General features: G+C 36.2%; 22 protein-coding genes and 1 pseudogene. 10 read left to right on the top strand and 13 right to left on the bottom strand.

Translation table 11 applies throughout. The annotated features are described in order from the left end of the window. Nucleotides 1–321: 321 nt before the first annotated feature. The 4 genes and pseudogenes from EO92_RS00520 to EO92_RS00510 all read right to left on the bottom strand — a co-directional run bounded on the left by EO92_RS00520 (nt 322) and on the right by EO92_RS00510 (nt 4,806). Nucleotides 322–1,209 carry an ABC transporter ATP-binding protein gene (locus EO92_RS00520; RefSeq protein ID WP_048168687.1) on the bottom strand — a complete coding sequence of 296 codons (888 nt, stop codon included), beginning with the start codon at nt 1,207–1,209 and terminating at the stop codon, nt 322–324. A 132-nt stretch (nt 1,210–1,341) separates the two neighbouring features. Continuing rightward, on the bottom strand, nt 1,342–1,767 hold the full coding sequence (locus EO92_RS00515; protein ID WP_048168686.1) for a GbsR/MarR family transcriptional regulator: 426 nt from the start codon (nt 1,765–1,767) through the stop codon (nt 1,342–1,344). A 780-nt stretch (nt 1,768–2,547) separates the two neighbouring features. Continuing rightward, nucleotides 2,548–2,688, bottom strand: a pseudogene (locus EO92_RS18890) (IS1634 family transposase); the annotation flags it as partial. 306 nt (nt 2,689–2,994) lie between these two features. Further along, the gene (locus EO92_RS00510) at nt 2,995–4,806 is read right to left on the bottom strand and encodes a DEAD/DEAH box helicase (protein ID WP_082107894.1); all 1,812 of its coding nucleotides are present in this window, start codon (nt 4,804–4,806) and stop codon (nt 2,995–2,997) included. Nucleotides 4,807–6,392: 1,586 nt separating this feature from the next. On the opposite strand from EO92_RS00510, the gene EO92_RS00505 reads away from it, so the two are divergent. The 4 genes from EO92_RS00505 to EO92_RS00490 all read left to right on the top strand — a co-directional run bounded on the left by EO92_RS00505 (nt 6,393) and on the right by EO92_RS00490 (nt 10,321). Next, nucleotides 6,393–6,665 carry a carboxymuconolactone decarboxylase family protein gene (locus tag EO92_RS00505; RefSeq protein ID WP_048168753.1) on the top strand — a complete coding sequence of 91 codons (273 nt, stop codon included), beginning with the start codon at nt 6,393–6,395 and terminating at the stop codon, nt 6,663–6,665. 421 nt (nt 6,666–7,086) lie between these two features. Further along, complete coding sequence (locus tag EO92_RS00500) at nt 7,087–7,665, top strand: TetR/AcrR family transcriptional regulator (protein ID WP_048168685.1); 579 nt, start codon at nt 7,087–7,089, stop codon at nt 7,663–7,665. Between the two features lie 147 nt (nt 7,666–7,812). Beyond that, nucleotides 7,813–8,904 carry an aldo/keto reductase gene (locus tag EO92_RS00495; RefSeq protein ID WP_082107893.1) on the top strand — a complete coding sequence of 364 codons (1,092 nt, stop codon included), beginning with the start codon at nt 7,813–7,815 and terminating at the stop codon, nt 8,902–8,904. A gap of 64 nt (nt 8,905–8,968) precedes the next feature. Further along, nucleotides 8,969–10,321 (top strand): tyrosine-type recombinase/integrase, encoded by a 1,353-nt coding sequence (locus EO92_RS00490; protein WP_052734230.1) that lies wholly within the window; start codon nt 8,969–8,971, stop codon nt 10,319–10,321. A gap of 369 nt (nt 10,322–10,690) precedes the next feature. On the opposite strand, the gene EO92_RS00485 is transcribed toward EO92_RS00490, so the two are convergent. From EO92_RS00485 to EO92_RS00450, 7 genes are all read right to left on the bottom strand, one after another. Continuing rightward, nucleotides 10,691–12,721: a hypothetical protein gene (locus tag EO92_RS00485; RefSeq protein WP_048168684.1), complete on the bottom strand. Its 2,031-nt coding sequence runs from the start codon at nt 12,719–12,721 to the stop codon at nt 10,691–10,693. A 911-nt stretch (nt 12,722–13,632) separates the two neighbouring features. After that, nucleotides 13,633–14,748: a pentapeptide repeat-containing protein gene (locus tag EO92_RS00480; protein ID WP_048168683.1), complete on the bottom strand. Its 1,116-nt coding sequence runs from the start codon at nt 14,746–14,748 to the stop codon at nt 13,633–13,635. Nucleotides 14,749–14,840: 92 nt separating this feature from the next. After that, entirely contained in the window at nt 14,841–15,650 is an 810-nt protein-coding gene (locus EO92_RS00475; RefSeq protein ID WP_156165688.1) for a DUF4145 domain-containing protein, read from the bottom strand. 160 nt (nt 15,651–15,810) lie between these two features. Continuing rightward, entirely contained in the window at nt 15,811–16,083 is a 273-nt protein-coding gene (locus tag EO92_RS00470) for a hypothetical protein (protein WP_048168681.1), read from the bottom strand. Nucleotides 16,084–16,150: 67 nt separating this feature from the next. Beyond that, nucleotides 16,151–16,801, bottom strand: coding sequence for a hypothetical protein (locus tag EO92_RS00465; RefSeq protein WP_048168680.1), 651 nt, complete (start codon nt 16,799–16,801; stop codon nt 16,151–16,153). Nucleotides 16,802–17,121: 320 nt separating this feature from the next. Next, the gene (locus EO92_RS00460; RefSeq protein ID WP_156165687.1) at nt 17,122–17,436 is read right to left on the bottom strand and encodes a hypothetical protein; all 315 of its coding nucleotides are present in this window, start codon (nt 17,434–17,436) and stop codon (nt 17,122–17,124) included. Between the two features lie 365 nt (nt 17,437–17,801). Beyond that, complete coding sequence (locus EO92_RS00450; protein WP_052734229.1) at nt 17,802–18,455, bottom strand: hypothetical protein; 654 nt, start codon at nt 18,453–18,455, stop codon at nt 17,802–17,804. Nucleotides 18,456–18,771: 316 nt separating this feature from the next. Here EO92_RS00450 and EO92_RS00445 point away from each other — a divergent pair, with 316 nt between their 5' ends. The 3 genes from EO92_RS00445 (at nt 18,772) to EO92_RS00435 (ending at nt 20,134) form a co-directional block, all read left to right on the top strand. Continuing rightward, on the top strand, nt 18,772–19,065 hold the full coding sequence (locus EO92_RS00445) for a hypothetical protein (protein WP_048168677.1): 294 nt from the start codon (nt 18,772–18,774) through the stop codon (nt 19,063–19,065). A 140-nt stretch (nt 19,066–19,205) separates the two neighbouring features. Further along, nucleotides 19,206–19,718 carry a winged helix-turn-helix domain-containing protein gene (locus EO92_RS16580; protein WP_052734228.1) on the top strand — a complete coding sequence of 171 codons (513 nt, stop codon included), beginning with the start codon at nt 19,206–19,208 and terminating at the stop codon, nt 19,716–19,718. Continuing rightward, nucleotides 19,718–20,134 carry a hypothetical protein gene (locus EO92_RS00435; RefSeq protein WP_048168676.1) on the top strand — a complete coding sequence of 139 codons (417 nt, stop codon included), beginning with the start codon at nt 19,718–19,720 and terminating at the stop codon, nt 20,132–20,134. The genes EO92_RS16580 and EO92_RS00435 overlap by 1 nt, the downstream gene beginning before the upstream one ends. 191 nt (nt 20,135–20,325) lie before the next feature. On the opposite strand, the gene EO92_RS00430 is transcribed toward EO92_RS00435, so the two are convergent. Next, nucleotides 20,326–20,862 (bottom strand): hypothetical protein, encoded by a 537-nt coding sequence (locus EO92_RS00430; RefSeq protein ID WP_048168675.1) that lies wholly within the window; start codon nt 20,860–20,862, stop codon nt 20,326–20,328. 799 nt (nt 20,863–21,661) lie between these two features. Here EO92_RS00430 and EO92_RS17360 point away from each other — a divergent pair. After that, the gene (locus EO92_RS17360; RefSeq protein ID WP_156165685.1) at nt 21,662–21,802 is read left to right on the top strand and encodes a hypothetical protein; all 141 of its coding nucleotides are present in this window, start codon (nt 21,662–21,664) and stop codon (nt 21,800–21,802) included. Beyond that, nucleotides 21,799–22,158, top strand: coding sequence for a hypothetical protein (locus EO92_RS00425; protein ID WP_048168674.1), 360 nt, complete (start codon nt 21,799–21,801; stop codon nt 22,156–22,158). The genes EO92_RS17360 and EO92_RS00425 overlap by 4 nt, the downstream gene beginning before the upstream one ends. Before the next feature lie 763 nt (nt 22,159–22,921). Here EO92_RS00425 and EO92_RS00420 read toward each other — a convergent pair. After that, nucleotides 22,922–24,265, bottom strand: a complete 1,344-nt coding sequence (locus EO92_RS00420) for a hypothetical protein (RefSeq protein ID WP_048168673.1) — start codon at nt 24,263–24,265, stop codon at nt 22,922–22,924. A 934-nt stretch (nt 24,266–25,199) separates the two neighbouring features. Here EO92_RS00420 and EO92_RS00415 point away from each other — a divergent pair. Then, nucleotides 25,200–25,442, top strand: a complete 243-nt coding sequence (locus EO92_RS00415; protein ID WP_048168672.1) for a hypothetical protein — start codon at nt 25,200–25,202, stop codon at nt 25,440–25,442. Nucleotides 25,443–25,791 lie beyond the last annotated feature (349 nt).

Genomic DNA, 25,791 nt, shown 5'->3' with positions numbered 1-25,791 from the left:
CTCATCCTGATTGACTAAATTTGGAAACTTAATTATTAGGTGTAGGCTGGGTTACTCTGGATTGTTCTGATTTCCTTGGTTATTCTGAGTATTGGATTATTCTGAGTATTGGATTATTCTGAGCATTGGATTATTCTGAGTATTGGATTATTCTGAGCATTGGATTATTCTGAGTATTGGATTATTCTGAGCATTGGATTATTCTGAGTATTGGATTATTCTGAGCATTGGATTATTCTGAGTATCATATTATTCTGAGTATCATATTATTCTGAGTATTATATTATTCTGAGTACACTGAATCTTCCGAATTATTCTAGCTTATTCCGAATTTCTCTGGACTATTCCGTCTTTTACGAGCACTAACCTGTCAGCATACTTCGCAATATCTGGATCATGCGTAATCATCACGATAGTCCTGCCTTCTTCATTCAGTTTGGTAAACATGCTGAGGATTTCGCAGCCAGTTTTAGAGTCCAGGTTTCCTGTAGGCTCATCCGCAAGGAGGATTGCAGGATCATTGATAAGAGCTCTGGCAATAGCTACCCTTTGCGATTGCCCTCCCGAAAGTTCACCTGGTTTGTGGTGCATACGGTCTTCAAGCCCTACCATTTTTAAAAGGTCTTTTGCCCTTTTGCGCGTATCCACACCTTCTCTTGTGTTAGCGTAGGTGGGCAGTTCAACATTTTCAAGAGCTGTAAGCCTTGGAATTAGGTTGAATGTCTGGAATACAAAGCCTATCTCAAGCCCCCGGAGCTTTGCAACCTCCCTATCAGATAGTGTATTGATATCAAGGCCTTTAATTATGATCTTCCCTTCTGTAGGTCTGTCAAGAAAACCTATGAGGTTCATAAGTGTACTTTTTCCTGATCCTGAAGGGCCCATTATAGCAAGAAATTCTCCTTCCCGTACTGTCAGATTGATGTCGCGAAGAATAGGAACTTCCATATCTCCCAGGGTATAACTCTTTTTAACATTGATGATTTCTATTACCGGGGCTCTTTTAAGCAGATTTTCTCCTTTGGTATCTTTTGCCGGGCGACTGGAACGGGGCAATTCACACTTAAATTGCTCTTCATCTGAAGTTTCATCCGAGGCAAAAAGGCTTTCTTCCGGAGATATCTTTTCTTCAGTTTCCCTACTTCTACCTGCTTCCGGGTTCGAATTTCCGGGAGGAGATACTTCATGATCGAGTATTTTGGTCTTCATGTCCACTTCTTCACTGTTCACACTTTAAATATATTATTCTACTGAGTGCTGTACAATATCAACATTTTCCTTGTTTTAAGCTTTAAACGTTTGTAATCCATCTCATTTTATAATATCAAATCTGCAAAATAATTATTTTTCCCGATTCAGATTTTCAAGTTTTTCGATTACTTCTTCAAGTATGGTGTCAAGCTTGAGCAGATCTCTGTGGTATCGTTTAAGGATTTCTATTTTTTCCTTCTGTATCTCGCTGAGGTCTTCATTCTGATAATGCTCGATCATACGAGGGATTTCAATAGTTGCAGGTTGAATTTCACCTGCCTGTGCTCTTATCAGCTGTCCGATAGCAACCCTTAAGATGTCCTTGTTTGCCTTTACATAGACTTTCCTTGTGCCGGGCTTTGTCCCTCTTACAATAAAACCCGAAGGCTCAAGCTGACGGATCTTGTTGCTTACCGAAGCCAGGGAATAGCCGGTCTCCTCAGCAAGCTCTTTCATTGAAACTTCTCCTGGTTCGATAAAAAGCCTGGCAACTATAGCTGCAGTGAAACTGTCCATTCAGTAGGCTTTGCCAACCCTTTGATAATGAGCCGATCCCAAAACTCAAAATTGCTTCTCCAAATCCCGTATTCAGAATAATCAATAGAGTTTCTGATCATGAAAATAGTTCTGAAACTTTACTGATTTGAGAATAAAATTGGTTTTGGGATGAGCTCAATAATTAATAAACTCCCTGTCAATCTGATCCATAATCATTCATTCAATCATTTATTGCTTTTAGTATTTAGTAAAAATAATGTAAATAGAATTTACTTAAGAGCTGATCCCAAAACTCAATATTTGCTTCTTTGGATCTCGTATTTAAGTGACAAATCGAGCTTCTGATTATGAAAGCAATCCTGAATAATTCTGATAATTAAGATTAAAACTGGGTTTTGGGATGAACTCTTTTACCGGTTAGCCTTTGAATAATGGGACAGTAAGGGCTCGAAGTGCTTGTTCAACGAAAGATGGAGGCATCCTTACTGTTTCATTGGCAATGGTAATCCAGAAAATCGTGTGAGATAAACTATTCAGAAGGAGAAGGAAGCATAGAACTTCAGCCGGAATAAATCTATTGCATGTGACAAATTTTCCTTCTGGGCTTAGTTAACCCGATCTAGAGATTTATTCCGGTTGAAGATCCAAAATCTTGAGGGTTTTTGATACCTCAATAAGGAATATGGAATAACTTTTCTGAAAAACAGGTATTTTTCTTAAATGTGTCTTTAGGTTGTCCCTGGTCAATCGGTTGATATTATTAAAATATTCGAAAAACCTACTTTCTGCACTATTTTTTCACACATAATATTTTTCGTATTTTTACCCCTAAATTTAAGGACTTTTATGGATTTTTTTATCCCAATTCAATATCTTTTTGACCTTCTTTCCCCCCATTTTAATTACTAATTCTGTTATTCTTCCGAACAGGAAGAATAATGACCAGATGAGGTGTGGATTCAGATCTAAGAGGGGGTCATCATGGTAAAATGGAAATAACTTTTATAACAAGTACCTTGAATGATTTCAAAAATATAAATTTAAGAAATTTTACTGCGGAAAGTCGGATGCAGTGATCAGAAGAGAATTAGGGTCCAAAGATAATTCAAAGTCAAGAAAGAATCAAAGCCAGAAACAAATATCCTCGTAAAATTCTGCTATCAAAAAATTACCCGAATTCCGAAAACTTCACGGCTCCCGGAATCCTGAAAAATAAGAAAAAGAATAAGTTTAGAAATGGAAAATTTATTTTTTCACACTTCTTGAGCTGCCGCTGCTTCTTGAGCTGCCGCTGCTTCTTGAGCTGCCGTCACCTCTTGAGCTACCGCTGCTTCTTGAGCTGCCGCTGCCTCTTGAGCTGCCGCTGCTTCTTGAGCTACCGCTGCTTCTTGAGCTGCCGTCACCTCTTGAGCCACCGTTGCCTCTTGAGCCACCGTTGCTGCTCCCATCGTTTGAGCCTTTTGTGCTTCTTCCCCTGGATTTCTGGGCAAGTTCCACGAAAGGTTTGCTTCCTTTTCTTTTATTTTTGAAGATGTCGAGCAGGGCTTCAGCCTGAGCAAAGGGGAGGGATACGAAGGAGAAGTGGGGGAAAATCTCTGCATCCCTTAAGTTCATTTCGCTGTCCCCGATTTCCTGCTGTATGAAATCGGCCAGTTTTTCCGGAGTCATGCCGTCGGCTTTTCCCATGGCTATGAAGATCCTGGTTTTGCCTTTTCTGTCGACATAGGAGCTGCCTTCGGAAATTTCCGTGTACATGCTCTCGTCGAACTTTTCCTTGAAGGCGTACTTTAAAAGGGCAGCCAGGATTTTTTCTGCGGGGTATTCCTCAAGGAGCTTTTCGCTCATCCCAAGGCAGTCCCCATATTCTTCTGTCTTTATAGTGTTTTCGAGTTCGGCTTTCACTCTTGCCCTTTTGGCTTTTATTACATCTTTTATCGCAGGGATGCGGCCTTTCTTCATTTCTGACTTTGAGGTCTTCTGTATGTAAGTGAGCCGCCTGAATTCCGAGGATGTAACAAAAGTGATAGCAGTTCCCTGTTTGCCTGCCCTTCCTGTCCTTCCTATCCTGTGCACATAAGACTCTGGGTCCTGGGGCAAGGTATAGTTGATGACATGGGTCAGGTCCATGATATCAATTCCTCTTGCTGCAACGTCGGTTGCTGCGAGGATGTGTATCTTCTGCTTCCTGAACTTGTTCAGGATTTTTTCCCGCTCCTGCTGGGAAATGTCTCCGTGAAGGGCATCAGCTAAATAACCCCTGTCGCTGAGTTTCTGGGCAAGCTGGCTGGTGTCGATCTTTGTCCGGCAGAATACGAGCCCGTAGAATTCATCTTCGATGTCGATGATTCTGCAGAGGGCTTCAAACTTGTCGCTTTCCTTAACCTCAAAATATATCTGTTCGGTCAGGTTTGCTGTAATTTCTTCTTTCTCAATTGTAACATGCTCGTAGTTCCGCATGTACTTCTTGACGATTCCAAGGATTGTCTTTGGCATTGTGGCTGAAAAGAAAAGCATCCTTTTATCAGGGCCTGTTGCCTTTAAGATCTCCTTTATGTCATCAATAAAGCCCATGTTCAGCATTTCGTCGGCTTCGTCAAGTACGAAATACGAGATATGTTCGAGGTTTAGGCTCTTTCTGTTAATGTGGTCGATGACCCTTCCCGGAGTCCCTACGACAATGTCCACGCCGGTTTTCAGCATGCGAAGCTGCTGGGTCATGGACTGCCCACCGTATATGGGGGCAATATACAGTTTTTTGTCTCCTTTTAGGGAGTTAAGCTCTTCTGAAACCTGGATTGCGAGTTCCCTTGTAGGGGTCAGGATTATTGCCTTAACATGTCCTGATTTCTCAGGAATTTTCTCTATAATGGGGGCTCCGAAAGCTGTTGTTTTTCCTGTCCCTGTCTGAGCCTGCCCTATAATATCAGATTCTCCTTTCAAAAAAAGCGGGATTACCTTTTCCTGAATCGGGGTTGGTTCTTCAAACCCTTTCTTTTTGAGGGCTTTCAATGTACTGTCCGAGAGCCCAAGCGCCTTAAATTTTGCTAATTTTTCCATGTACTCACTCTATAATTTACAATTATTTTTCTACAAGTCTTGCAGATTGCAGACCTGCTGTTTGCATACTGTCTGCCGCATGCCCGGCAGTTTCCTTTGCGGAAAAGCCCACTTATCAACATCGGTACATGATACCGCTAAAAACAGGTAAACACGCCGTATAAATGGTTGATCTCCCCGGGACTGCGAAAAGTTGCCTAAAACCAGGGAAATTCAGAATTGACATGCATAAACTTATACAGCAAAAAATAGCTTTCTTGGATAAGTTCCGGACACTTTTGAATTCTTCCCCGTGATACAGGCAAATGAGTAACCAGACCTGTGGTCTTTTACTCCAGTGGATACTCACTACACCTCTTGCCTGTATATAATCCTTTGCTACCTTTCGGGCAGGAACCTCTCAGAAGACGCTGTGAACTTCGGAGAAAAACCATGATTGAAAGTTTATATTACGAAGCGTAAAACCCCTGAGTCTTTAGCTCAGGGGATATAAGCGTCAACCTAAACTGTTAACCGTTATTGATTCTGTCAATTGTTTAATATTTTCAAAACCTTTGTAATATTAGATTTTGCTGTCACCACAACCTCACAGTTCACCAAGAATGTTGCTGATTCTCAAAGCGAAAACCAAGCGAGGTAACGTTTGAACATCGGGGAGTTGGATAACAGGGCAAGAATCATCCTGAAGGGATCAGGATTAAGGCGGGGAAAGCCGTTAGCCGTATGGTATCTCTAGTATCACACTCATATTTTCACCTGCGGGACGCAGGGTTGAGCTCGCGTGACTTGTCCTCAATAGAGGAAGGGATGACCCGAGAAGCCAGTCAGTCTTTAGCTGAGTGGTAGTTCACGAGGTTGCTGCAACATCATACTATTTGCAAAATGTATTATGATTAGAGGTATATTAGAGGTATATTAGATGTGCATTAGAGGTGCATTAGAGGTGCAGCACTTCAGGACGCTGTTAAGTTATTGAAATAATTTGAGTACCTCCAGAAAATGCTGAAAAATCGCAGTATAACCCCAATTTTATATATTTATGGGCATTATATAGATATAGGGCATCTGAAAAACTTTTTTCAAACCCCCCACTTTCCTATCCCCCAATTCCCACCTCAGTAAAAGCCAGATGCCCCACCCCTTTAAAAGAGGTATACTTTTAACAGTACCATTTTACACTACTTTTGTAATTATCTATTTGCAGCACCATTTTACACTACTATAAATGGCATACTACCATACATGTCAGATTTCAGTTGTCTTTTCCTGTGCCTCTGCGTGGCTGGAGTCGGTTGCCTTTGAGTAAATCAAAGTGCAATTTTCAAACGGGCTGGAAAATAAAGGACAAAATATCAACCATTAAGCAGTGGATAGCTAATTGTTAAAAGTGGATAGCTAATTGTTAAATATACTATTAGCAGAACTCAAAAGTGGATATAGCAGGCAAGGGAATACAATTGATATGTAAACAGAGGGATAAATAAATAGAATAATAGTAATACAAATAATCAACAAATGTAATCGAAATTTCCGGAAAATACCTATAAGGAGACGATAATTTGTCAGAAAACCCATTGCAGGTCATAATGGATAAAGATCCAGAATTTTTCAAGCTTCTCGAAAGTACGCGCGGACTTGCATTTTCAGAAGGCGGAATGCCCATGAAATACAAGCTTCTTATTGCAATGTCGCTTGATGCAGCCAACGGTGCAGTGGACGGCGTTAAGAACCTTGCAATCCAGGCAATGCAGGCAGGGGCTACAAAAGAAGAGGTTCTGGAAGCAATAAGAATAACTCAGTATATTTTTGGGGTTGGAAGCGTTTACACGGCTGCAAGAGCCCTGAATGACGTGTTATAATTAATCTGTCAGGGTTTCGGGCAGGTACGGAATTTGCGTGTACTGCCCGGATTTTTTCTCATCCTTACAATACTGCCAGAAATGGAGTAAAACAAGATTATTTCATTATTTTTATATGTAATGAAGGACTAAATACTATAGGGCATCTGAGAAAACTCTTTTTTTCAGTATAATATCCCAAATTCATATCCATCTAAACTCAATCCCAAATATCAGGTGCCCCATATCCCATTAACAGGTTTTTTTATCTTTAGGATTTCATTTTTCTTCGTTTTACCGGGTGGCAAATAACCATCAACAGTTATTGATTTTTAAATTGCCGATCTATTCCTTAAAGGTGTGGCTTCATGATTTATGGAAATGATTTTATACTAAAAACCCACTGACTGATTAGTCAATCTTTTAAGTTGAGAGCACAAATATGGACCAGCAGGTTAAGGATAAAAAAACAGCAATTATGGACGTGGCCCTGAAGCTCTTTACGGAAAGAGGCTTCCACGGCACATCCACCGCGCAGATTTCAAAAGACGCGGGGGTAGCTACAGGGACCCTTTTCAACTACTTCCCTACCAAGGAAGACCTGATAAATAGCCTTTATTTTGAGGTAAAGGGCAGGTTAAGCCGCAGTATAAAAGCAGGCATTGATGAGGAAGTTTCCATCAGGGACAAACTTAGACGGTTGTGGTCAAACTTTATTATGTGGGGTGTAAACAATCCCGAAGAATACCTGTTTGTCGAGCAGTTCTGTTCATCGCCTTACATCACGAAAATAACCCGGGAAGAAGTGATGAAGGAGTATATTTTCCTCTCTGAGCTCGTGCAGGAAGGAATCACCAGTGGAGTTCTTAAGGATTATACGCCGGAATTGACCATGAAGGTTTTTTTCCACGGTACGAAGGCGGTGGTGAGCTTGATCCTGGATTCAAATGTCTCTCTGGATACTGAGGAACTTATTGAGAATGGGTTTAGGATTATCTGGAATGGTTTGACCGACGAATAATTTTTTTTCAATCTCTTATGGGGTGCTCAGTCACTCTAAAATTCCACTCTCAGAACTGAACCGAAAAACAAAAAATCAGTCTGACAAAAAGAGTGATCAGTCAATCAAAATTTGATCAAAATCAACCAGGAATCAGGAGAATTAAAAATGCTGTACAGGAAAATGCCCAAAAACGGAGACGAACTCTCAATACTTGGATTCGGGTGCATGCGCCTTCCCGTAGTAGAAGCCGGGACGATCGATGAGGAAAGAGCCCGAAAGCAGGTCCGCTACGCAATCGATCACGGAGTAAATTATGTTGATACGGCCTGGCCCTACCACATGGGGGAAAGTGAGCCTTTCGTGGGACGGGCGCTTGCAGATGGATACCGGGAAAAGGTCAAACTTGCTACAAAACTCCCATCCTGGCTTGTGGAGAGCCGTGAGGACATGGATAAATTCCTGAACACCCAGCTTGAAAAGCTCAACACTAACCACATAGACTATTACCTCATCCACAGCCTGGTCGGCGAGAACTGGACTAAGCTGGAAACGCTCGGTGTAATAGATTTTCTTGACAGAGCCAGAGCTGATGGCCGTATCATCAACGCCGGTTTTTCCTTTCACGGTTCGAGAGAAGACTTCAGGAGAATAGTGGATGCCTATGACTGGGACTTCTGCCAGATCCAGTACAATTTCCTGGACGAAAAGAACCAGGCAGGTACTGAAGGACTTGAATATGCAGCTTCGAAGGGCCTTGGAGTTATCATTATGGAACCCCTGCGTGGAGGAAAACTCGCCAGCCCCTTGCCTCCTGCTGTGGAAGATCTCTGGAATGAGGCCCCGGTAAAACGGACAGCTGCAGAATGGGCTCTTCGCTGGGTCTGGAACCACCCTGAAGTAACGGTTATCCTCTCAGGGATGAATGAAGAAACCCACATTGAAGAGAACCTTGCGGTAGCAGACAAGGCATACCCAAATTCTCTGACTGAAGCTGAACTGCAGCTAGTAAAGAAAGTAGAGCAGAAGTACCGTGAACTCATGAAAGCAGGCTGTACAGGCTGCCGCTATTGTATGCCCTGCCCGGAAGGAGTGAATATTCCTGCCTGTTTCGATGCATACAACAACCTGTACATGTTCGGCAATGCAGACGAGGCAAAGTTCATGTATGCAGTAGGGTTGAGTGGTGCTCTATCCGGCGGAAAGCCCGGATTCGCTTCCCAGTGCGTGCAATGCGGACAGTGCCTTGAAAAATACTGAAAGTTGGGGACTTTTCCAAAAGGTTTATTTTAGTGAACACTTAATAAACTAAAGGGGAAAGTATATGGAACAGGAAATATTAAATGATGAAAAAAAATCAAAGTATGAGTTGATTTTAGAAGAATATGATATATTAGAAAAATATCAAGATAAATTGATATTGAAAATAGAAAAACAAACAACTATTCAAACTAAAGTTTGGGCAATCGTACCTTTTTTAAAATTTATTAAAAACAAATCAATAAATGAAGTTACAAAAGATGATGTTGAAGGTTATTACCGTTCTTTAATAAAATTAAAGAAAAAAACAAACACTATAAGAAGATATTTAATAGAACTAAGATATTTTTTAAAAATATATAAACCAATCAATAATTTTTTTGAAGATATAAAAATTAAAAAAGATAAAAGTAAACTTCCAACAGATGCAATACTCACTAAAGATGAAGCTATGAAAGTTTTAATGCAAGCAAGAAATTACCGTGATAGAGCATTAATATTTCTTCTTTGGGATTCAGCAGCACGATTAAGTGAAATATTAAATTTAAAAAAGTGTGATATACAATTTGATCAGTACGGTGGCACAATTCGAGTTGATGGAAAAACTGAAGATAGAATAATAAGACTTACTGATAGTGTTCCTGATGTTCAAGAATTAGTTAACCGTCATACTGGATCAATAAACGATTTTCTTTTCTGCTCACCTGATGGAAAACAGCTTACTGCACATGGAGCACAAAATATAGTAGGACGTGCAGCTAAAAGATCAGGAATTGATAAGAATGTCCATCCTCACATTTTCAGACATTCAAAACTGACTTATCTTGCAAAACATGGTATGATGGAGATGGAGCTTAGGATTTTTGCTGGATGGAGTAATGATTCTGATATGCCAGCAACATACTTACATCTTTCAGGTGCAGATATTGAAGATAGAGTTTTACAAATTGCAGGTATAAAAAAGATTGAAAAAGTTGAAGAAGTTAACACCAGCATAAAGACTTGTCCAAGATGTCACACTTTAAATTCTTTTGATACAGTTTATTGTAGAAATTGTTCAATGATTTTAGATCAAACGAGAGCAAATCCTGTAAACCCTGAAATTGAAAAAATACAAAAAGATATGGAAATTAAAATGATAGAAATAGAGATGAATGCATATATCAGACCTGACAAAATGAAAGTCAAAGATCTACAATACAAAATAGGAACGTTAAGAAAATATATTAGATCGGGAAAGCGACCAGATGAAAGAATTTTACATAAACATGAATTTATTAACCTTTCACCTGAAGAACTCGAATTATATAAAAATGAAATTGCGGAAGCTAAAGAAGAACTCGAAGAACTAAAACATGGAATTCAAGAACTTACAAGTGATTATCAAAAACAAATTGATGAATTGAAGGGGAAATAAGAAGGATAGAATTAGAAATCTAGCAAACGAAAGAATATTACATTGGTCAAATGCAAGAAGTAAAAGAGAAATATAGTGCTATTGAGTGAAAAATACTTCTCGCAAAAAACGCAACCCTGAAAAAAAGGATAAGAACCAATTAGATTATTTGTGCTGATGTTTGATGATAATTTAGCAATTGGTTTATAAATAGGGATGTTATCTTATTAAATACACTTTTGCAGTGGTATATTGATAAGAGGATCGAGGGTAATTGTTCGAATTCTGCTTCTCTCACTCTTATATCGGGATATAGGTAAAGTCTAAAAATACAACCTATAATTTTTTTTAAATATGTCATGGCTTATGAAAAAAATAGATGTTATTAATCTATAATTTTTTTCGTGGTTTTTCAGCAAAGTCAACTTCTCCTCTTAGATAAGAATACCATTTATCTATATCTTCTGAGTATCCTATAATGTTTGGAATTGTTAGACTGTCAATATCCTCTGTTTTTGTTAAAGAACCATTCTCTAAATAATATCCTAAATAATCAAGTTCATCCATAGCCACAATGTCGTTCTCTTTCCCTAAACGTACACGTTCTAATACATACTCTATAAAATCGTTTTCATTTTCTAACAAATCGGTTACTATTAACAAATCATATATATTGATATTCCAAGGGTAGATATCCCCTTTAATTAACCTCTCATCCCATTGTTTTAAAATTCTTAGATCAGTTGTGAACTCAGAAAAAGAATCTGCTGTTACGTTTACAAGAAAAATATTTTTAAAATCTTTTTCTTTGATTGATAAAGTCATACCTTTTTCTTTGCAAGTAAATTTGACTTCAGCCTTACTTTTAATGTACTCTAAAGCTCTCTTTGATTGTTCAAATGTTTTATTGATATGCTCTTGAACATCCTCTTTTGTCATCTTTAGAATATCTTCTGCACATGCGATACAGCGTCTTTTCTTTCCTTTAATTTCAATTAAAAATAAATTATTTTTGTAGATAACCAAGCCATCCAATTCAGTTCGTCTTGGGTACTCCAATTTAGAGTATATTTCTGCATCAGGCAAAATGGTATGAATTAGTTCCAAAGTTTTGGATTCAAAATAATTTCCTTTCTTATCCCTATACTCATTAAATTCAGGCGTCGTTAATAGTGATTCAATGATGGAAATTGTGTTTCTGATTAAATGTTGTTCAATAAAGCAATAATATTTTTCTTCTACCTTTATAAGTGGCCTTAAGGGAGTTTCACTCACATCAAAAGGAGATGTCCAATCTTTATTTGACTCAAAATGAAGTACTAAAGAATCTAACAAAGCTTTATTTATTTTTTCATTCAATTTGATTTCATATAAACGTCTAGGTGAATAAACGTCTTTAAATTTTTTATAGCCATGCTCTAATTTAGTTCTTATTTCAGGTATTCTCTGGTTGTATTCAGCATCGATTTCTTGAAGGGTTTTTCTTTCTTTTATACCATTTTCAACATAATTTAGCCATAAAGTATGTTCTTCCTTTATTTTATCTAAGAAACCAAAATAACTAGAAAAATTTGAATTTATTTGTTTATCTATTTCATTTAAAGTCGAGAAATAATCTTCTATTGAAAATCCTTTTCTTGACAAAATATGGTCAACATTAGAAAATAGTTCTTCAGCTATCTGCTGATAATGCTGTGGATAAGCCTCACCCCTCATAAATAGAAAATGCGAAATAGTTCGGAAATATATATCTTGTTCTTCAAATGATAACTCATCCATTGACATTGTTTCATATATTATAAACCAAGTAAATTTACTCCAATAATCCTTGAATAGTTGTTCCAATTCACTAAGTTTAGTGTAGTCACTGTTTTTAGGAAAGTCACTATATTCATGTTTTAATATAATATTATGGACAAGTTCAACAAAGAATTGCTTTCCTTTAAAACTGGATTCACTATACTCTTCAGGGTTACCTGTAAGATTTACCAAAGAGACATGACCTAAAGCATCTAAAGGATTAAAATTTTGAACAATAAAACTTTCAATATCATCCAACAATTTGTCTACTTCGTACTTAAAGTTAGGCAGATCAGATTTGATGTCGTCAATCATCTTTTCATGTTTTTCTTTCTCAAAATTAGAAACTATAAATGTCTGCCTTCCTTTTCTCCCTAAAGTAATAGGACCATAGTCATAAATTTCATCAAATTTTAAATCTGTAAGTTTGGAAGGAGAATCTAATGAAACCATATTTTTATTGTATAGGAATAATTTTTGAGATTCTATTAATTTGCTTAATCGCTTCTCAATTTTGTCTTCGCTCACACCACTAATATGTTTAGTCGCTTCAATTAAATCACTTTTAACAAAATCTTTCTTTTCTAACAACATCCTGAAAATATGCTCAAATTTTGCCATGTTTGCTTATTGGGAATAAAATTTATAAACTTAACTCATTTTCAAATTATAAATTGTTCGTCAACCTCTCTACTGCATCCGTATTCAAACTAATATCCTTATTCACCAGAATCCTATCTTTTATCCTCTTGAAAGTACCTCGATCTACACCCCATTCTTCAACCAGTGATTGAGGCAATTCAAGTATCTTTTCATTATATCTTGCTTGTCAATGAACACCTGTGAACGCTTAATATCCAAGGCCTGTTCATCAATATTATTAGCTTCCTTTCCAATATAGACCAGCCTATCAGCCGGAATTTCTAATCTCTTCGCTGTCCTCCTCTCACAATTATACCTAACGGATCAAATCGGAATCGATATTCCGAATATCTCTATCTAGAGCATCTAGCATACCGAAAAGTCAGGACGAAAAATGATAAACCTTTCACCTTTTGAATGTAGCAAAAAACGCAGCCGTAAAAATGGATAAGAGACAGTTAGATTATTTGTGTTGGAATTTGATGATAATTTTGTAACTGGTTTATAAATAGGGATCGAGAATAATGGTTCGAATTCTATCACTCGCACTCTTATGAAGGGATATAGGTATCTTCAAAAAAGTGTACGCCACTGAATAATATCCACAGTATAGTTTTTTTTAGAAATTTACCCTCACAAAAATTAGTTCTTTTCTATAAAGGCAGTTTAATAAATTAGTCAAATTTTTTGGATGCCTCTGTGTAAGAGTTATGCACAACCGCTAATTTTAGAGAGTTGCCTTAACCAAAAAATTACTATGTTTTCTATAATTTATGTTAAATCAAAGTTGCGCTGGCGCACCCCGCCGCAAGCAAGCGGGGTATTCGACGGAAAATAAAAAAGTCAAGTTTTTTCACATTTACTCTTCCTTTTGTCAACCTACGAAACTGTTATTCTTTAGTAAAAGGTACTGCACCTAAAGAGGTTAATATTTCCATACGTTGTCTTATCACTTCTTCAGTAATTGGATTTTCGAAAAGATCAGGGTGTTTTTCTTTAAGTATATTGGCAAGGTCTTCGTCTAACTTTGTGTTATAAAGTGATCTTGCTTTGGAAAGTTGATCGAATGTTAAAAAGAAAGCTCCGGTAAAGTCTGCGTTTTGTAGATCGGCGTTTGTAAAGTCTGCTTCTTTACAAGTGGCTTCTTTGAGATCTGCCCCATTAAGATCTGCCGATTTGAAATTAGCCTTTACAAGCTTGGCATATTTAAGGTCAGCTCCCCCAATATGGACTTTTTCAAGGTTAGCTCCTATAAGATTAGCATATTGTAGATTAGAACTCCATAAATATGCTCTCTCAAAGTTAGCTCCTTTAAGATCAGTGCTTTCAAGATTAGCCCATCCAAAATCAGCTTTTTTAAAGCTGGATCCTATAAAACTAACAAACTTAAGGTTAGGATGGTTAATAAGGCGAGCTCCGTTTAAATTTACATTATCTAGATTTATTACATCTGTATCAGGATGTTCATGGTCGGATAACGCTTCAAGAATTGCTTGGATCTCGGGGGATATTTTACATATATTACTTGGATTCCTATCTACAGGTGATTTTTCCCTGACATATGCGGTTAAAATTTTCATGATTGGCCAGTAGTCTTTCTTAGACTCTTTTGCAATCCTCCCAAGAGCATATATCCCACCTAATTTTATCTCCATTTTTTCGTTTCCAAACTGCTCGATAGCCCGAGTAAAACGTTCAGTAATCTGACCTTCCTTGGCAGTTACAAGATTTCCCCATGTAAAATAAAGCCCAAGTAATAAAGCAAATCCACCAAAGATTTGAGCCAAAGTGGCTCGATAACTATTTTCAGCATCAGCTAAATCTTTTGGGTTAGTAATTTCAAATTTAGACACTTGAAATTGAGGATACCATAGTAACACAATTGCAACACTAACAAACCCTAAAATTATCAGTAATCTAGGGTGCTGTATTGCTTTCCCATAACAATGTTTGAGAAAACGTACTGTTTTCCTATAATAACGTTTGAAAACTTTTGTTACTTTCACCAAACTTCCACCAGAGCTTTTATTTCTATACTCTCCGGAAATAACTTAATGCATATTTTCATCTATCTTTCTAGAACTGGAGATAAATGAAATTATTTTAATGTAAGAACATTGTCTTTAGTAAATGTCAAAAAATCTTTAAGATCCCTTTTAGAATAGTTCTTGAAATCAGGACTGTTATGTGCTGCATCTGATCCAATTGTGTAATACGATTTAAGTCTCTCTTCAAAAGTTTGTTGAATAAACCCCTCATTTCTCAACTTGACGATAAGTTGATTAAATTTCATTTGAGAATTGTAATTTTCCTGTAGTTTTAATTTTGCAAATTCTCTTACAGCAGTTTCCAATACAATCCTGCCATAAACACCCGCAGCTAAATAAGTACTTTCGTTCTCTAAAAAATTATAAGCCTGATCAAGTAGATCACTAAAAACAATCATTTCTCTCTCATAAAATAAATCTTTAGTTAATCCTCTGTTAAGAGCATTCAATGCAGCCTGTAAAGAACCAATTTGAACAGGCAGCCTCTTTTTAGAAACCAGCCGAGGATCATTTAATTCATATGGCATAAGAACCATATCATAACTACTAGAAAACCGTTTATAAAAGACAGAATTTACTCCAAAACCTAGTTCTAGAATATTTTCTCCTAACGTCTGAAATTGGTTGAATTCAATAGGGTCAATAGAATCGGGTCTGAATTCCAAACCTATTTTCAAAAGCCTAGACAATTCATCAGCTACCTTAGTCTCATCACCAGATAAAGCCATAAAATGATGCTCCTTTGCATGAAAGAAGGAAAGATTCTCTATTAATAATATTCGATATTTCTTAATTAAGCTTCTTGATCTGGTTTTCCCAAGCTTTAACTCCCAATATTGAACTACGTCACTGAATTTCACTAACTGATGTAAAATTAACTGTATTTTACAACTCTTTTTACAGCCTCTCTTTAATCTGTTTTTACTACTTTACTGTAAATTTACAATTTCTTCTGATATTGTTTTACAATTTTACATGTAAATTTACATTTTTACATTTTACAGTAAAAACATACACATTTTACCTTTGACTTGAAACCAATGCTTCCCATTTATTTACCCTTTCCAGAACGTGAGCATTAAGAGTGAATGGCTTATCGCTCTTGGCGTTGTGTTTCATGTAATGCAAAGTGCCTTTAGAAAACCCTAATTTTTTCCAATCAACATAAGAAATACTCAGGATCTTTTGTCTTATGTCATAAGAGTCAATTCTCTCAATTTCATACTCAGGATTAACAAAATCCAGTTTTTCCTTTTTGCTTGTGAGGTAATGGGCTAACTCTCTTACTTTCATTCATCATGAATAACACAAACAGGAAATCTCAATAGATATTGATTTTTGGGGACAGAAATACATCTGGTCACCTGTAGGCTGGATGGTTACCATTTTTTCTCGAATACACATCAACTAGTGTCATGCTAGTTTTTCCTGTTATGAGGTCAGACTCTGTACATATATCCCAACTATGTCCGTGTTCACAGCCCATCTTCATGATACAAATTTTTCTCCACTTCATCGGGACACTTTCATCGGGATCAAATAAATTGTTAAGTTTTACATTACTAGTAGAACATACAGGACATATGAGAAAAGACTCACGTTCGAAATCTAAAGGTTTTGAGATATCATTAATAAGAATTTCTCCTATCTCTCTGATGTTAGTAACCTCAAAAATCATTTCACCGTCTATACATTTAATTTCTACATCCCATTCTGTATCACACTCCAGATGTTTCAGATGGGCTGTTAATGTAAAATCACCATATTTAAGATCAGTAAGATTATATAAAAAATCAGTAGATATAGGCTTTTCGCACATCGGGCATAGGCCATTAAAACAATTTTCGCTATATTTGTCTGCCATGCCTTTGTAGGGACAATTTGAATTTAGAACATATCGATCATTAATTATGGAGTTATTAGCATCACATGTCCATACTTCTTTATTGTTCTGTCTAATCAAATGTAGATTCTTACAATTATAACATTTTTTTATTTCAGCAATTTTCATTATGAGACCTCACTTTTCAGAAAACTAAAATATATGATCTAGCATGTTTTTTATACTAAGTTCTTACCTCGTCAACAGTACAATAGAAAAATAGATAGGAATAATGACCAAACAAATTATTAAAAAAGAGGTGACGGTGATTAAAAAGTATCTTTGCCCTCTTCGTAAAACTTTTACCATTGTAGTCTCGGTATTGGAATCACATATTGTATCTATTACAGGGAATTGTTTCTCAACTGGCCAAGTAATTTACTTTATTTCCTGTGAATTGCCGGTGAATGTCATATGGCCGCCTAAAAATATGAGGGATTCAAAACACCTTATGTCTTTTTATAGACTACATAATTCCCTTCATCATCATAAATCAATCCAATGTTACCGTCTTCCAACTTCTTAAAAATTACATTTCCTCCGTTATCATCATCAATCCAGAAAGTGTATTCGTCTTCTGTCTCTGTCCAAGTTCCTTTTGCATTTTCTGTTCCACCTGAGTGATAAAAAGCAGTATGTTTCTCGTCATTATTAAACTGTATATATTTATTGGAGTCTTTGGCATTTACAAATTTCATTTCCTTAGAAGCGCAACCTGAAACTAATAAGGCAAGTATCAAGATTATTAAAATTGTCTTTTTCATTTTTTCACGTCTTTTCTCTATCTATTCCGATATAATCCACTGCTATAGAAAATTCTATCGATTTGTGTTTATAGCTAAAAATCATGAGAAACTTGTAGACGGTATAAAATAAGGAAGTATTAATTTGCTCCTTAAAAGCTTCCTAGAATTTCCTAATCTAGGAAGTAATGGGAAGCACCATGTAATATCAGGAAATTTAATATGTTATCGTTTCCTAAATTTTTCCTATATCCTCCAAAAAGAAAAAAAGTGCCAGCAGATGAGAATCAAGCTTAATGATGACATAGTAAATGAAGAGACTTTTTAATATCTTCTGGGATCGCTAAAATTTACCATGAATTCCACTGGCAATTGACTGCAATTAATCAAAAACCCAGAAAATAATAAAAAGTCTCTAATTTATCTAAATAACGTTTGCTTGCATTGCGTTCGATGTCATTCTTTGTCTCTCCATCCTGTTTGACGATCGGCTCTGGTGCAAAAGGTATTACCTCCTTTAAATCAGGATGAACGATTGCTCCACTCAACATCTGGTGATGATAGGTAACTTCACCCGTTTTCGAGTTCGTTTTTGTACAACAAGATTTACAATGAATCTTATTCGAAGAGAAATAGCCTGTACCATCGATGGAAAACAAATAATAATCATCCAGATAAACCATTTTTTCCAGGCACTTTCCTCGTTGTAACTGATGGAAAATATCACTGAATAAAGGCTCAATGCTAGCAGGGTCTTGTTCATCTAAGATCTTGCGCATTTGAGTGTCACAAGGTACTTTATTTACCTTGTAGATTGTCTTCAAGTTTGTATCTGATCGCCTCGCCTCAAAAAAGAGCAAAGAAGGGTCTTTGAGCGAAAACATCGCAAAAGCAGACATAAAAGCATCAGCTAGAGGAATCTGAGCTTTTTCTGATCGATGATCTTTTAAATTCTCAAATCTCGAACGAATTAAACTGAATAATGTATCAGCATTCAGATCTTTTCGTTGTTTTATATCTTTATCTCTGCGGGATTCCATTTTTTTGTATCCTATTTTTTTAAATAATTATTACGGATTACATAGAATATTATCCGCTGAGATACATATTATTTACGAAAATAAAATTTAGAGACCCGTCAATTGCATGTGTTTTCGGTTAGAACGGGAATTGCTGATGATACTGTACATTGTGAAAGAGCGCAAGCGGACACAGCACACGTATATGGGCTTTGAAGGGCTTCGCTGAGAGCCTTACAGAATTTTCATCGGAAAGATTGGAAAGTAATAATATTCTCGCTACATGTCGATATTAACTAGGTAATCTTATATATAGGGATGTTTAATTCTTTTTATTATGTCATGTGGTCTTTCCGAAGATGAGCGCCTTATCCTGAAAATATTATATACAAATAGAAATCTCGCATCTAACAGAGGCTATAACTCTAAACTGCTCGAAAGAGTAGTTGAAAAAAAGATATCTTCAAGCTACGGGGATACTATTAAGAAACTCAAAAATGGTGGATATATAGCACAAATTAATAAAAAAGATCTTAAGTACTATATTCCGTCTTCTTCTATTCCAGCGGTGTGTTCAGCCTTAGATTCACATGGATTTTCGGTAACAAAAGGCAGAACTAGAAAGCTGTAAACTATTTTTTACATGCGTGTAAAAAATAATATGCAAATCCTTTTATAGTGGGAATGCAAGACTTAAAGGTGTATACATGTTGTATATGCATACACATGTCCTGCTGCACAAAATTGAAAGCTTTTGGGAGATGTAGCCACATGATGAAGCCTTTTGAGGGTCTGCTTGGAAACGCATGCGAACTAAGAATGATTGAATATCTATTGCCTTTGGAAGGAATAGAATTCAATTTAACTGATCTAGCCGAAGAGGTTGGAGTATCAAGACCTTCAGCTACCAAAGCAGTGAAGAAATTTGTAGAATGGGGCTTGATTAACGCAAGATCAGAAAAGACTGTAACGTATTATAGCATAAATCTCGAATCCCCAATTGTACAGAATATACTGCAACTTAACAATCTACTTATCGAAAAAATGCTCGGTGAAGAGACATTATATGAAATCCATGATTATTTGGAGAGCAAAAAACCTTCAGATGAGACAACTACTGTGACTATTTCTATGGAAAGGGAGTCGAGATTATTCGATTGTGTAGATACTGATCTTAACAAAATTTCCAAGCCACGCATATGGTGGCAGGAATCGTCACCATTTAATGAAGTTCCGTGTTGTAATGAGACAAAATCACTTTATTTGTCGGGGGCTACCACATAATGGCACAAAAAAGATTTTTTGAGAAAGAAATAGTTAAAGAATTAAGACTAATTGAAGCATCAATGAAAAACGAAGAAAATGTTGAAAGAAAAATTTATTTGTTCTCTGCGGCTTATGGAATCATGGGTCGCTCATACCGATATGAATTTTCAAGAGATGCTTTATTAGCTGAACTTGTACTGAACAATAGCTACAGTGTATTGACAGACCGTTTCAACAGACTCAAATCTGGAGATACAACGGTTAAATTCGAACCATTCCACTTTGAAAAAATAGAAGAAGGATTGAGGTTGCTTGCTGACAGTATCGAAAATGAAAAGTCAATATTAGAACCTCTAGAACTCATATTAACAGTTGCTTTCAGCGCATCTGGACCAGGAAATTATCTTCGGGAAAAAGGTATGCTAAACCTCTAATTCTCCTTTTTCTCTACATCCTTACAGATGAAGATTTTGGGCTTACTTCCTCTAAGTCATTTCGAACACCAGCAAGTTATATGGGGTGTCACTACAAAAGTATAAGCAATGAGTTTAATCCTTACTCCTCTGCAAGCACAGTAAGGAAGGAAAGCATGTTATTAGTGCCATTCTGGCTCTTGTATTGTCATTTACCTGAAATATTGGTCATACTTAGGGTTATTTATGTCAGTTATGAATGTACCAAGCACTTGACGACTTGTAAGGTTACTATCATTAAATCCTGCCTCTTTTCTCATCATTAAAATCAAGTCACCAAGCTCTCTATTTATCAGAGCTGAGCTTCCACTACCTTGTGATGTTGTCAGAAATTTAAGATATGCATTTAGTACTTCTTGTGAAGCATACATGGACATTCCCATTTGGACGTCAAGCCACTCATCTTGACTAAAAGGGCTAGAGCTTTTTGATTTAGAATTTATACTTTGAATTTTCACCGCCAAAAGTGCCTTCATAATTAAATTTACTAGCTTAGCATATTGTTCTTTACGCTGCTGATGTATTCTAGACTCCATTTCAAGTTGATGTTGATGCATTCTAGACTCGATTTCACGTTTTTTTGCACTCCGAATTTCTAACCCTACAAATAAGCCAGATGCGGCTATTGCCAAGAATTGAACTACTACTGAACTTATTTGTATCTCTTGGTCAAGTGAAATTGAACCCACATTAATTCACCAAATCCCTAAACCGTAAAATATATTGCTTTTTACATACATCGCATCATATAAAAATATTCACAGCAGTGTGAAAGTATTCACCGACCACAACTTTACAAAATCATAATAAAATCAGAAAAGTTATTTACTCCCTCTATTGACAATATATAGAGGGTTTAAGATGTCAGAAGCTATTGGAATCGAATCTTTTATTCCTATTGCAGCAATTCCCGTTTTGAAAAAAACGCATTCGGAAGACGGTTAAATTTATTAATATTTCGTAATCATTTTATTACACTGTCCACAATTACATAATACGAATCAAGATGCATGTTTTGAATATTGACTGCAAAGAATGAAAGGAATTATAACACCAAATTCCTTAAAAAGTGCCTTAACAGATGAAAGGAATTAGCAGAACGGTCTCATTATTTTATTATCTCAATCCAGAAGGTTTGAAATTATAAGGCCAGTATTTGTTGGTTTTTCTTGTAAGTGAGAGCATCGGAATGGTCTGGAGTTTATAACTAACCTCGCACAGTCATTGAACTCAATTCCACAAATCAGCATCATGTAAAATTATTAAATTTATTAACGATGAAAATATGAGTCAAAATTTGGATAATCATGCACTTTTCCGACACTCCTCGAATAGAAGAAATCAGTATAAATAAAATGATTACGAAATATAAAAATATTATACCTTCGCTTGCATACGTTTATTGCTAAAACGGGAATAGCTGCCAGTAGACTTTCCTTTTTCGAAAGCCTATTATATTGTGCTCCGAATGATAGACGAAGGCGAAACATGAAACGATACAATAAAAATATCATATGCCCGTACTGCAAACAGATCTTAACGAGATACAAGAAGCTGAAAGCGCATATAGAAGAAGATCATCCTGGGGAAACGGTCCCGGAATGGGTAATAAAAGAGGCTGAAAAATGATAGACAAAAAGAGAAAGCAGGGACAGAAATGCGCAACACCTACAATTTGTCCTGAATGTGGCGAATATCTTAAACGGAATTATACCTTGGAATTAGTGGAAGGAAAACAGCAGTTTGTTAAATCGGGCTGGACCTGTCCCTCTTCAACCTGTGAGTACATCATAAAGGATCCTGAAGAACTCGAAGATGAGGCAGAGAAGGGCACAGAGCCCGAAGATAAATTAAAGAAACTTCAAGCGGAGTTTATGAAAACACATGAACAGCTTAACAGGCTGGCCGAACAAATAAACGAGTTTGAAAGGGCAGACCAGGAAGGCCAGAAAATCCCGCTACGATACGAAGAGAAAGAGGAATAAACAGTAATTCCTTTTACCTTTATTAACTGAGTAACTTTTTTAACCATGTTGTTCATAAGTAAATATATGTCTTCTCCTGATGGTGCTATAAATGCGGCTTGTTTTCTCCTGGCAATGATGTTAACCTTTGCTTGTTTTGATTCTTATATGTCCGCTTCTTTTTGGGATCTTCCATTTTTTATTATTGCAGTATGCGTTTTAGCGGTTTTTATGACGTGGTTTGCGCTCTTCCACACACTTGCAAGCAAAATAAGAGCTTAAAAAGAGTCATACGTTTTTGCAGCTGGACTAAGAGTCTATCCGAAAAGTCAGCAATACACGTTGAAAAGCCATAATAGATCTATAATATCAAAATACTCGTTGCGGTTTTACATACCGCATATTGTAAAAAGTTACAGCAAGTAACCACTTTTTAGATAGACTCTTAAAAGACCCCTTCCACACAGACCATGCATTTCTACAAGTTTAATTGCGAATATTCCCAGAAACTATAAAATAAAATTTAACTAGTTTGAAACTGATATACTATATGGACCCTCTGCAGGGTCTGTTTCATCGGTAGGACAGGTACTGGTCATACCTTTCCTGCCTTCTACTTCGGATTTTTATTTATCTAATCTTCATGTGCTCTTGTGCTCTTGTTCCTTTGCTCCTATTAGGTGATTCTATTAGACGATTAGTGGAGACAATTGAGTTCATATAAAAACTCATAATTTCCTTCTAAACTCCGTCCTAATAATCTTAGGTTATCTTATTATGAAAATTATTTGGAGATTCCCTGATTATTAATAAAAATAACTTTTATGATAAGCTTTTTATCGTTAGACTCTGTCTGCTTCTCACTTTTTTCATGAATATACACAGAACGTCTTAATGGATAATCCCAATCACGTGGCTTAATTCTGTAAATGCCGACTTGAGATCCTTTTGTATCCCATAACCATGAATAACTACCATAACTAGGAACTTTTATTTCAGATTTTGAGCCATATTTCGTAGTTTTACTACTTTCTTCTTTTTGTGTTTCCGTACCTACTATAATCAATTTTTCATTTTGTCTATATATATCAAAAAGTTTCTTTCCTTTTCCGAATACTATCTCCTCTCCACTCAGATTTGTGAATGTAATCCTAACTTTCTCCCCTTCTCCACAAGAAAATTTATCAATTATCCAGTCTTCGTTTCCGTGTAAAAATTCTAGAATTAAGTTATTCGAAAAAAAGCTAATGAAGAATGTCCCAATAGCTCCGGATGATATCAATAAATAGATGTATCTTCGAGTGGATTCAAAATCAATCAGTTCACGACAAAACCAATTTGTAACGGTAATAAAATAGATAATTAATACCATCACAATAAATGCATCTACGGAAGATGCAATAAAAGATTTACCAAACAATTTAATAGACTTTTTATGTTTATCAGATTCGTCTTTAAGGTATTCCTTTATAAAATAAAATAATTTGAGAGACAAGATAATAATCAGCATCCATGTTAACAGTTTCATAGATGACTCATTTATAAAATTTAAAGGAGTAGTTAGCCGAGTTCCCGAATTTACTATAGTGGTTGAGAGAGTACTTGAATTTTCTATCGTAGTTGAAAGTGTATCCGAATTTTCTAACGTAATTGATAAAGTATCCGAATTAACTAAAGTACTCGCTGGAGCTTTCGGAGTTGTAACTATAACAGCCACTCCAACTATTACCGTTACCAAAATAAACCCTATGTAAATACACTTAATATATTTCTGCCGTTTTTCTTTTTTAAATTTATCATAAGTCACTTCATTTAACTCAGTATCTAACAATACTGCTGTTTCGAGAACTCTAGCTCTAATTGAAGCAGCCTCAATCATTCTTCGATAGTATACATCCAAAAAAAACAAGCCAACGATAAATGCGATAGTTATTATTGATAAAAAAACTTTAGTAATATTGCTAAAACTAGAATATGCCTGAATAGAATTAGCGGCTAGTAATGCAGCTATGAAAACAAAACCATATCTTCGTAATCCATCAAGGTATCCATCAAATCTAGCGATAACCGACCTGGTTTCTTTCCATTCATCAAAAGCATTCGTGTAATATGAACGGTCTACCGTCACTATACCCCCACATAACTGCTGTTTTTTAACTCCCCCTTTATTTTGTTATGATGTCTGTATATTTCTGTAAGGCATATTGGAATGAATAATTATGTTGATTCAATATTAGTCGAGAAAGATTTAAGTTTTACATATGCTTCAGAGAATTTTGTTATTGTTAGTTAAGATCTTCGATGAAAGAACAGTCTGTAAAATTTCCATAAACAAGAAAAAATGAGTTTGAAGTAAGCCCAGCAACCACATAGTCCCTTATTTTAAAAGTTTGAGACTTTTCCTCAAACGAATAGATGGATAGAACCTTCAAGAGTACCCTGCCAGATCTTTTCGAAGACTTTTTAAGAATATCCTGAGAAGTAAATCAAGGTGTAAAATTTATGAAAATTTCATATGAGAAAGCTGCAGAATTACTTGGTAAAACAGCACAGCTACAGGTCCTAGTACCATGAAAACTTAATTATGGATCATCAATTTAGACCAAAACAATATCAGTTGATGGTAGTCATTAAAATATGTGTTCAACATTTGGGTTTTCACGATACTAGTCTATTTGTTTAACTACATAGATGAGGAGGACTATCTTTAAGGAATAGCGAGAGAAACCAAATTGTCCCATTCAAGTGTGAGTCGAGTCGCAAAACCACTTTTGGAGTCAGGTGTTTTGCTTGAAAGAAAGCTTGGAAAGCAAATTCGGATACTTTGGATCAATCCTAATTCCGAAATTGCCCAAAAAACTCGTGAATACTTCGAGGCGGTTTTTTCAGAATAAATCTAATTTCCAGAAGGCATTACAACACCCAGTTATTTGCTCCTCATGTGCAGATATTCATTCACTTTTTTGATAATAGCGGCTGAACACTTTCAGGTAACTCGGATTTGTTTTTTGACAAAGGAGGATAATCATGTTAAGTAAAACTTTCAGGAACAGATTCTGCAGATGGATACATCAGAAAAATACGTAAGAATGTGCAGGGAGTCAAAGGAAATTCAGCACCTTTGGAGTTTCGAAAGCGGGGATTATGTTTTTGATCCTGATTGCTTGCTTAAACATGATTACCCCCTTTCAGATCAGGAGTTTGTAGACTACGATCCCGACAAAATGATTAGTATCAGTCTCGATATCATAGAAGACTGTCTTTTTAATGAACATGTTAGCAATCCTGCAAATATAATCCTGTAAATACGTGGTAAGAAAGGTTAGATTTTTTTCCTTACCTATCGTTTTTTCGTTTTTTATTTATTTTATAGATGATGGTAGTACAACTTGATCCACTTAGAGGACGTTACCAAAACTTATACCAAGGCTTCTTTTTTTCTCCAGGTGCCTAGCCTTCTGATTAATCAACGTTTGAACCTGCAGCATGTAATTGCTGTACAATTTTTGGATAGTCTCTTTATCCTGTGCTGCCTTCTCAAGTTCTGCCCTTAGTGTGGAATTATGCCTTTCTAACCCCTCAGATTGGCCCCGGGTCTCTGCAAGTTTTCCGGGATCAATGGACTTTGATATTGATAATTCAGCATTTTATATA

Origin of the sequence: Methanosarcina sp. 2.H.A.1B.4, from assembly GCF_000979385.1 — an archaeon.
Lineage (GTDB): Archaea > Halobacteriota > Methanosarcinia > Methanosarcinales > Methanosarcinaceae > Methanosarcina.
Note: the sequence above shows the minus strand (reverse complement) of the source record. Positions and strands in the feature narration are given on the sequence as shown.

Excerpts from the sequence above, each read along its gene's own strand:
- EO92_RS00465 (WP_048168680.1), bottom strand. The coding sequence starts at position 16,801 with ATGAAAATTGCTGAAATAAAAAAATGTTATAATTGTAAGAATCTACAT.
- EO92_RS00460 (WP_156165687.1), bottom strand. The coding sequence starts at position 17,436 with ATGAAAAAGACAATTTTAATAATCTTGATACTTGCCTTATTAGTTTCA.
- EO92_RS00500 (WP_048168685.1), top strand. The coding sequence starts at position 7,087 with ATGGACCAGCAGGTTAAGGATAAAAAAACAGCAATTATGGACGTGGCC.
- EO92_RS00450 (WP_052734229.1), bottom strand. The coding sequence starts at position 18,455 with ATGGAATCCCGCAGAGATAAAGATATAAAACAACGAAAAGATCTGAAT.
- EO92_RS00520 (WP_048168687.1), bottom strand. The coding sequence starts at position 1,209 with ATGAAGACCAAAATACTCGATCATGAAGTATCTCCTCCCGGAAATTCG.
- EO92_RS00495 (WP_082107893.1), top strand. The coding sequence starts at position 7,813 with ATGCTGTACAGGAAAATGCCCAAAAACGGAGACGAACTCTCAATACTT.
- EO92_RS17360 (WP_156165685.1), top strand. The coding sequence starts at position 21,662 with ATGAAACGATACAATAAAAATATCATATGCCCGTACTGCAAACAGATC.
- EO92_RS00415 (WP_048168672.1), top strand. The coding sequence starts at position 25,200 with ATGGATACATCAGAAAAATACGTAAGAATGTGCAGGGAGTCAAAGGAA.
- EO92_RS00485 (WP_048168684.1), bottom strand. The coding sequence starts at position 12,721 with ATGGCAAAATTTGAGCATATTTTCAGGATGTTGTTAGAAAAGAAAGAT.
- EO92_RS00515 (WP_048168686.1), bottom strand. The coding sequence starts at position 1,767 with ATGGACAGTTTCACTGCAGCTATAGTTGCCAGGCTTTTTATCGAACCA.
- EO92_RS00435 (WP_048168676.1), top strand. The coding sequence starts at position 19,718 with ATGGCACAAAAAAGATTTTTTGAGAAAGAAATAGTTAAAGAATTAAGA.
- EO92_RS00510 (WP_082107894.1), bottom strand. The coding sequence starts at position 4,806 with ATGGAAAAATTAGCAAAATTTAAGGCGCTTGGGCTCTCGGACAGTACA.
- EO92_RS00425 (WP_048168674.1), top strand. The coding sequence starts at position 21,799 with ATGATAGACAAAAAGAGAAAGCAGGGACAGAAATGCGCAACACCTACA.
- EO92_RS00470 (WP_048168681.1), bottom strand. The coding sequence starts at position 16,083 with ATGAAAGTAAGAGAGTTAGCCCATTACCTCACAAGCAAAAAGGAAAAA.
- EO92_RS00505 (WP_048168753.1), top strand. The coding sequence starts at position 6,393 with ATGGATAAAGATCCAGAATTTTTCAAGCTTCTCGAAAGTACGCGCGGA.
- EO92_RS00445 (WP_048168677.1), top strand. The coding sequence starts at position 18,772 with ATGTCATGTGGTCTTTCCGAAGATGAGCGCCTTATCCTGAAAATATTA.
- EO92_RS00490 (WP_052734230.1), top strand. The coding sequence starts at position 8,969 with ATGGAACAGGAAATATTAAATGATGAAAAAAAATCAAAGTATGAGTTG.
- EO92_RS16580 (WP_052734228.1), top strand. The coding sequence starts at position 19,206 with ATGATGAAGCCTTTTGAGGGTCTGCTTGGAAACGCATGCGAACTAAGA.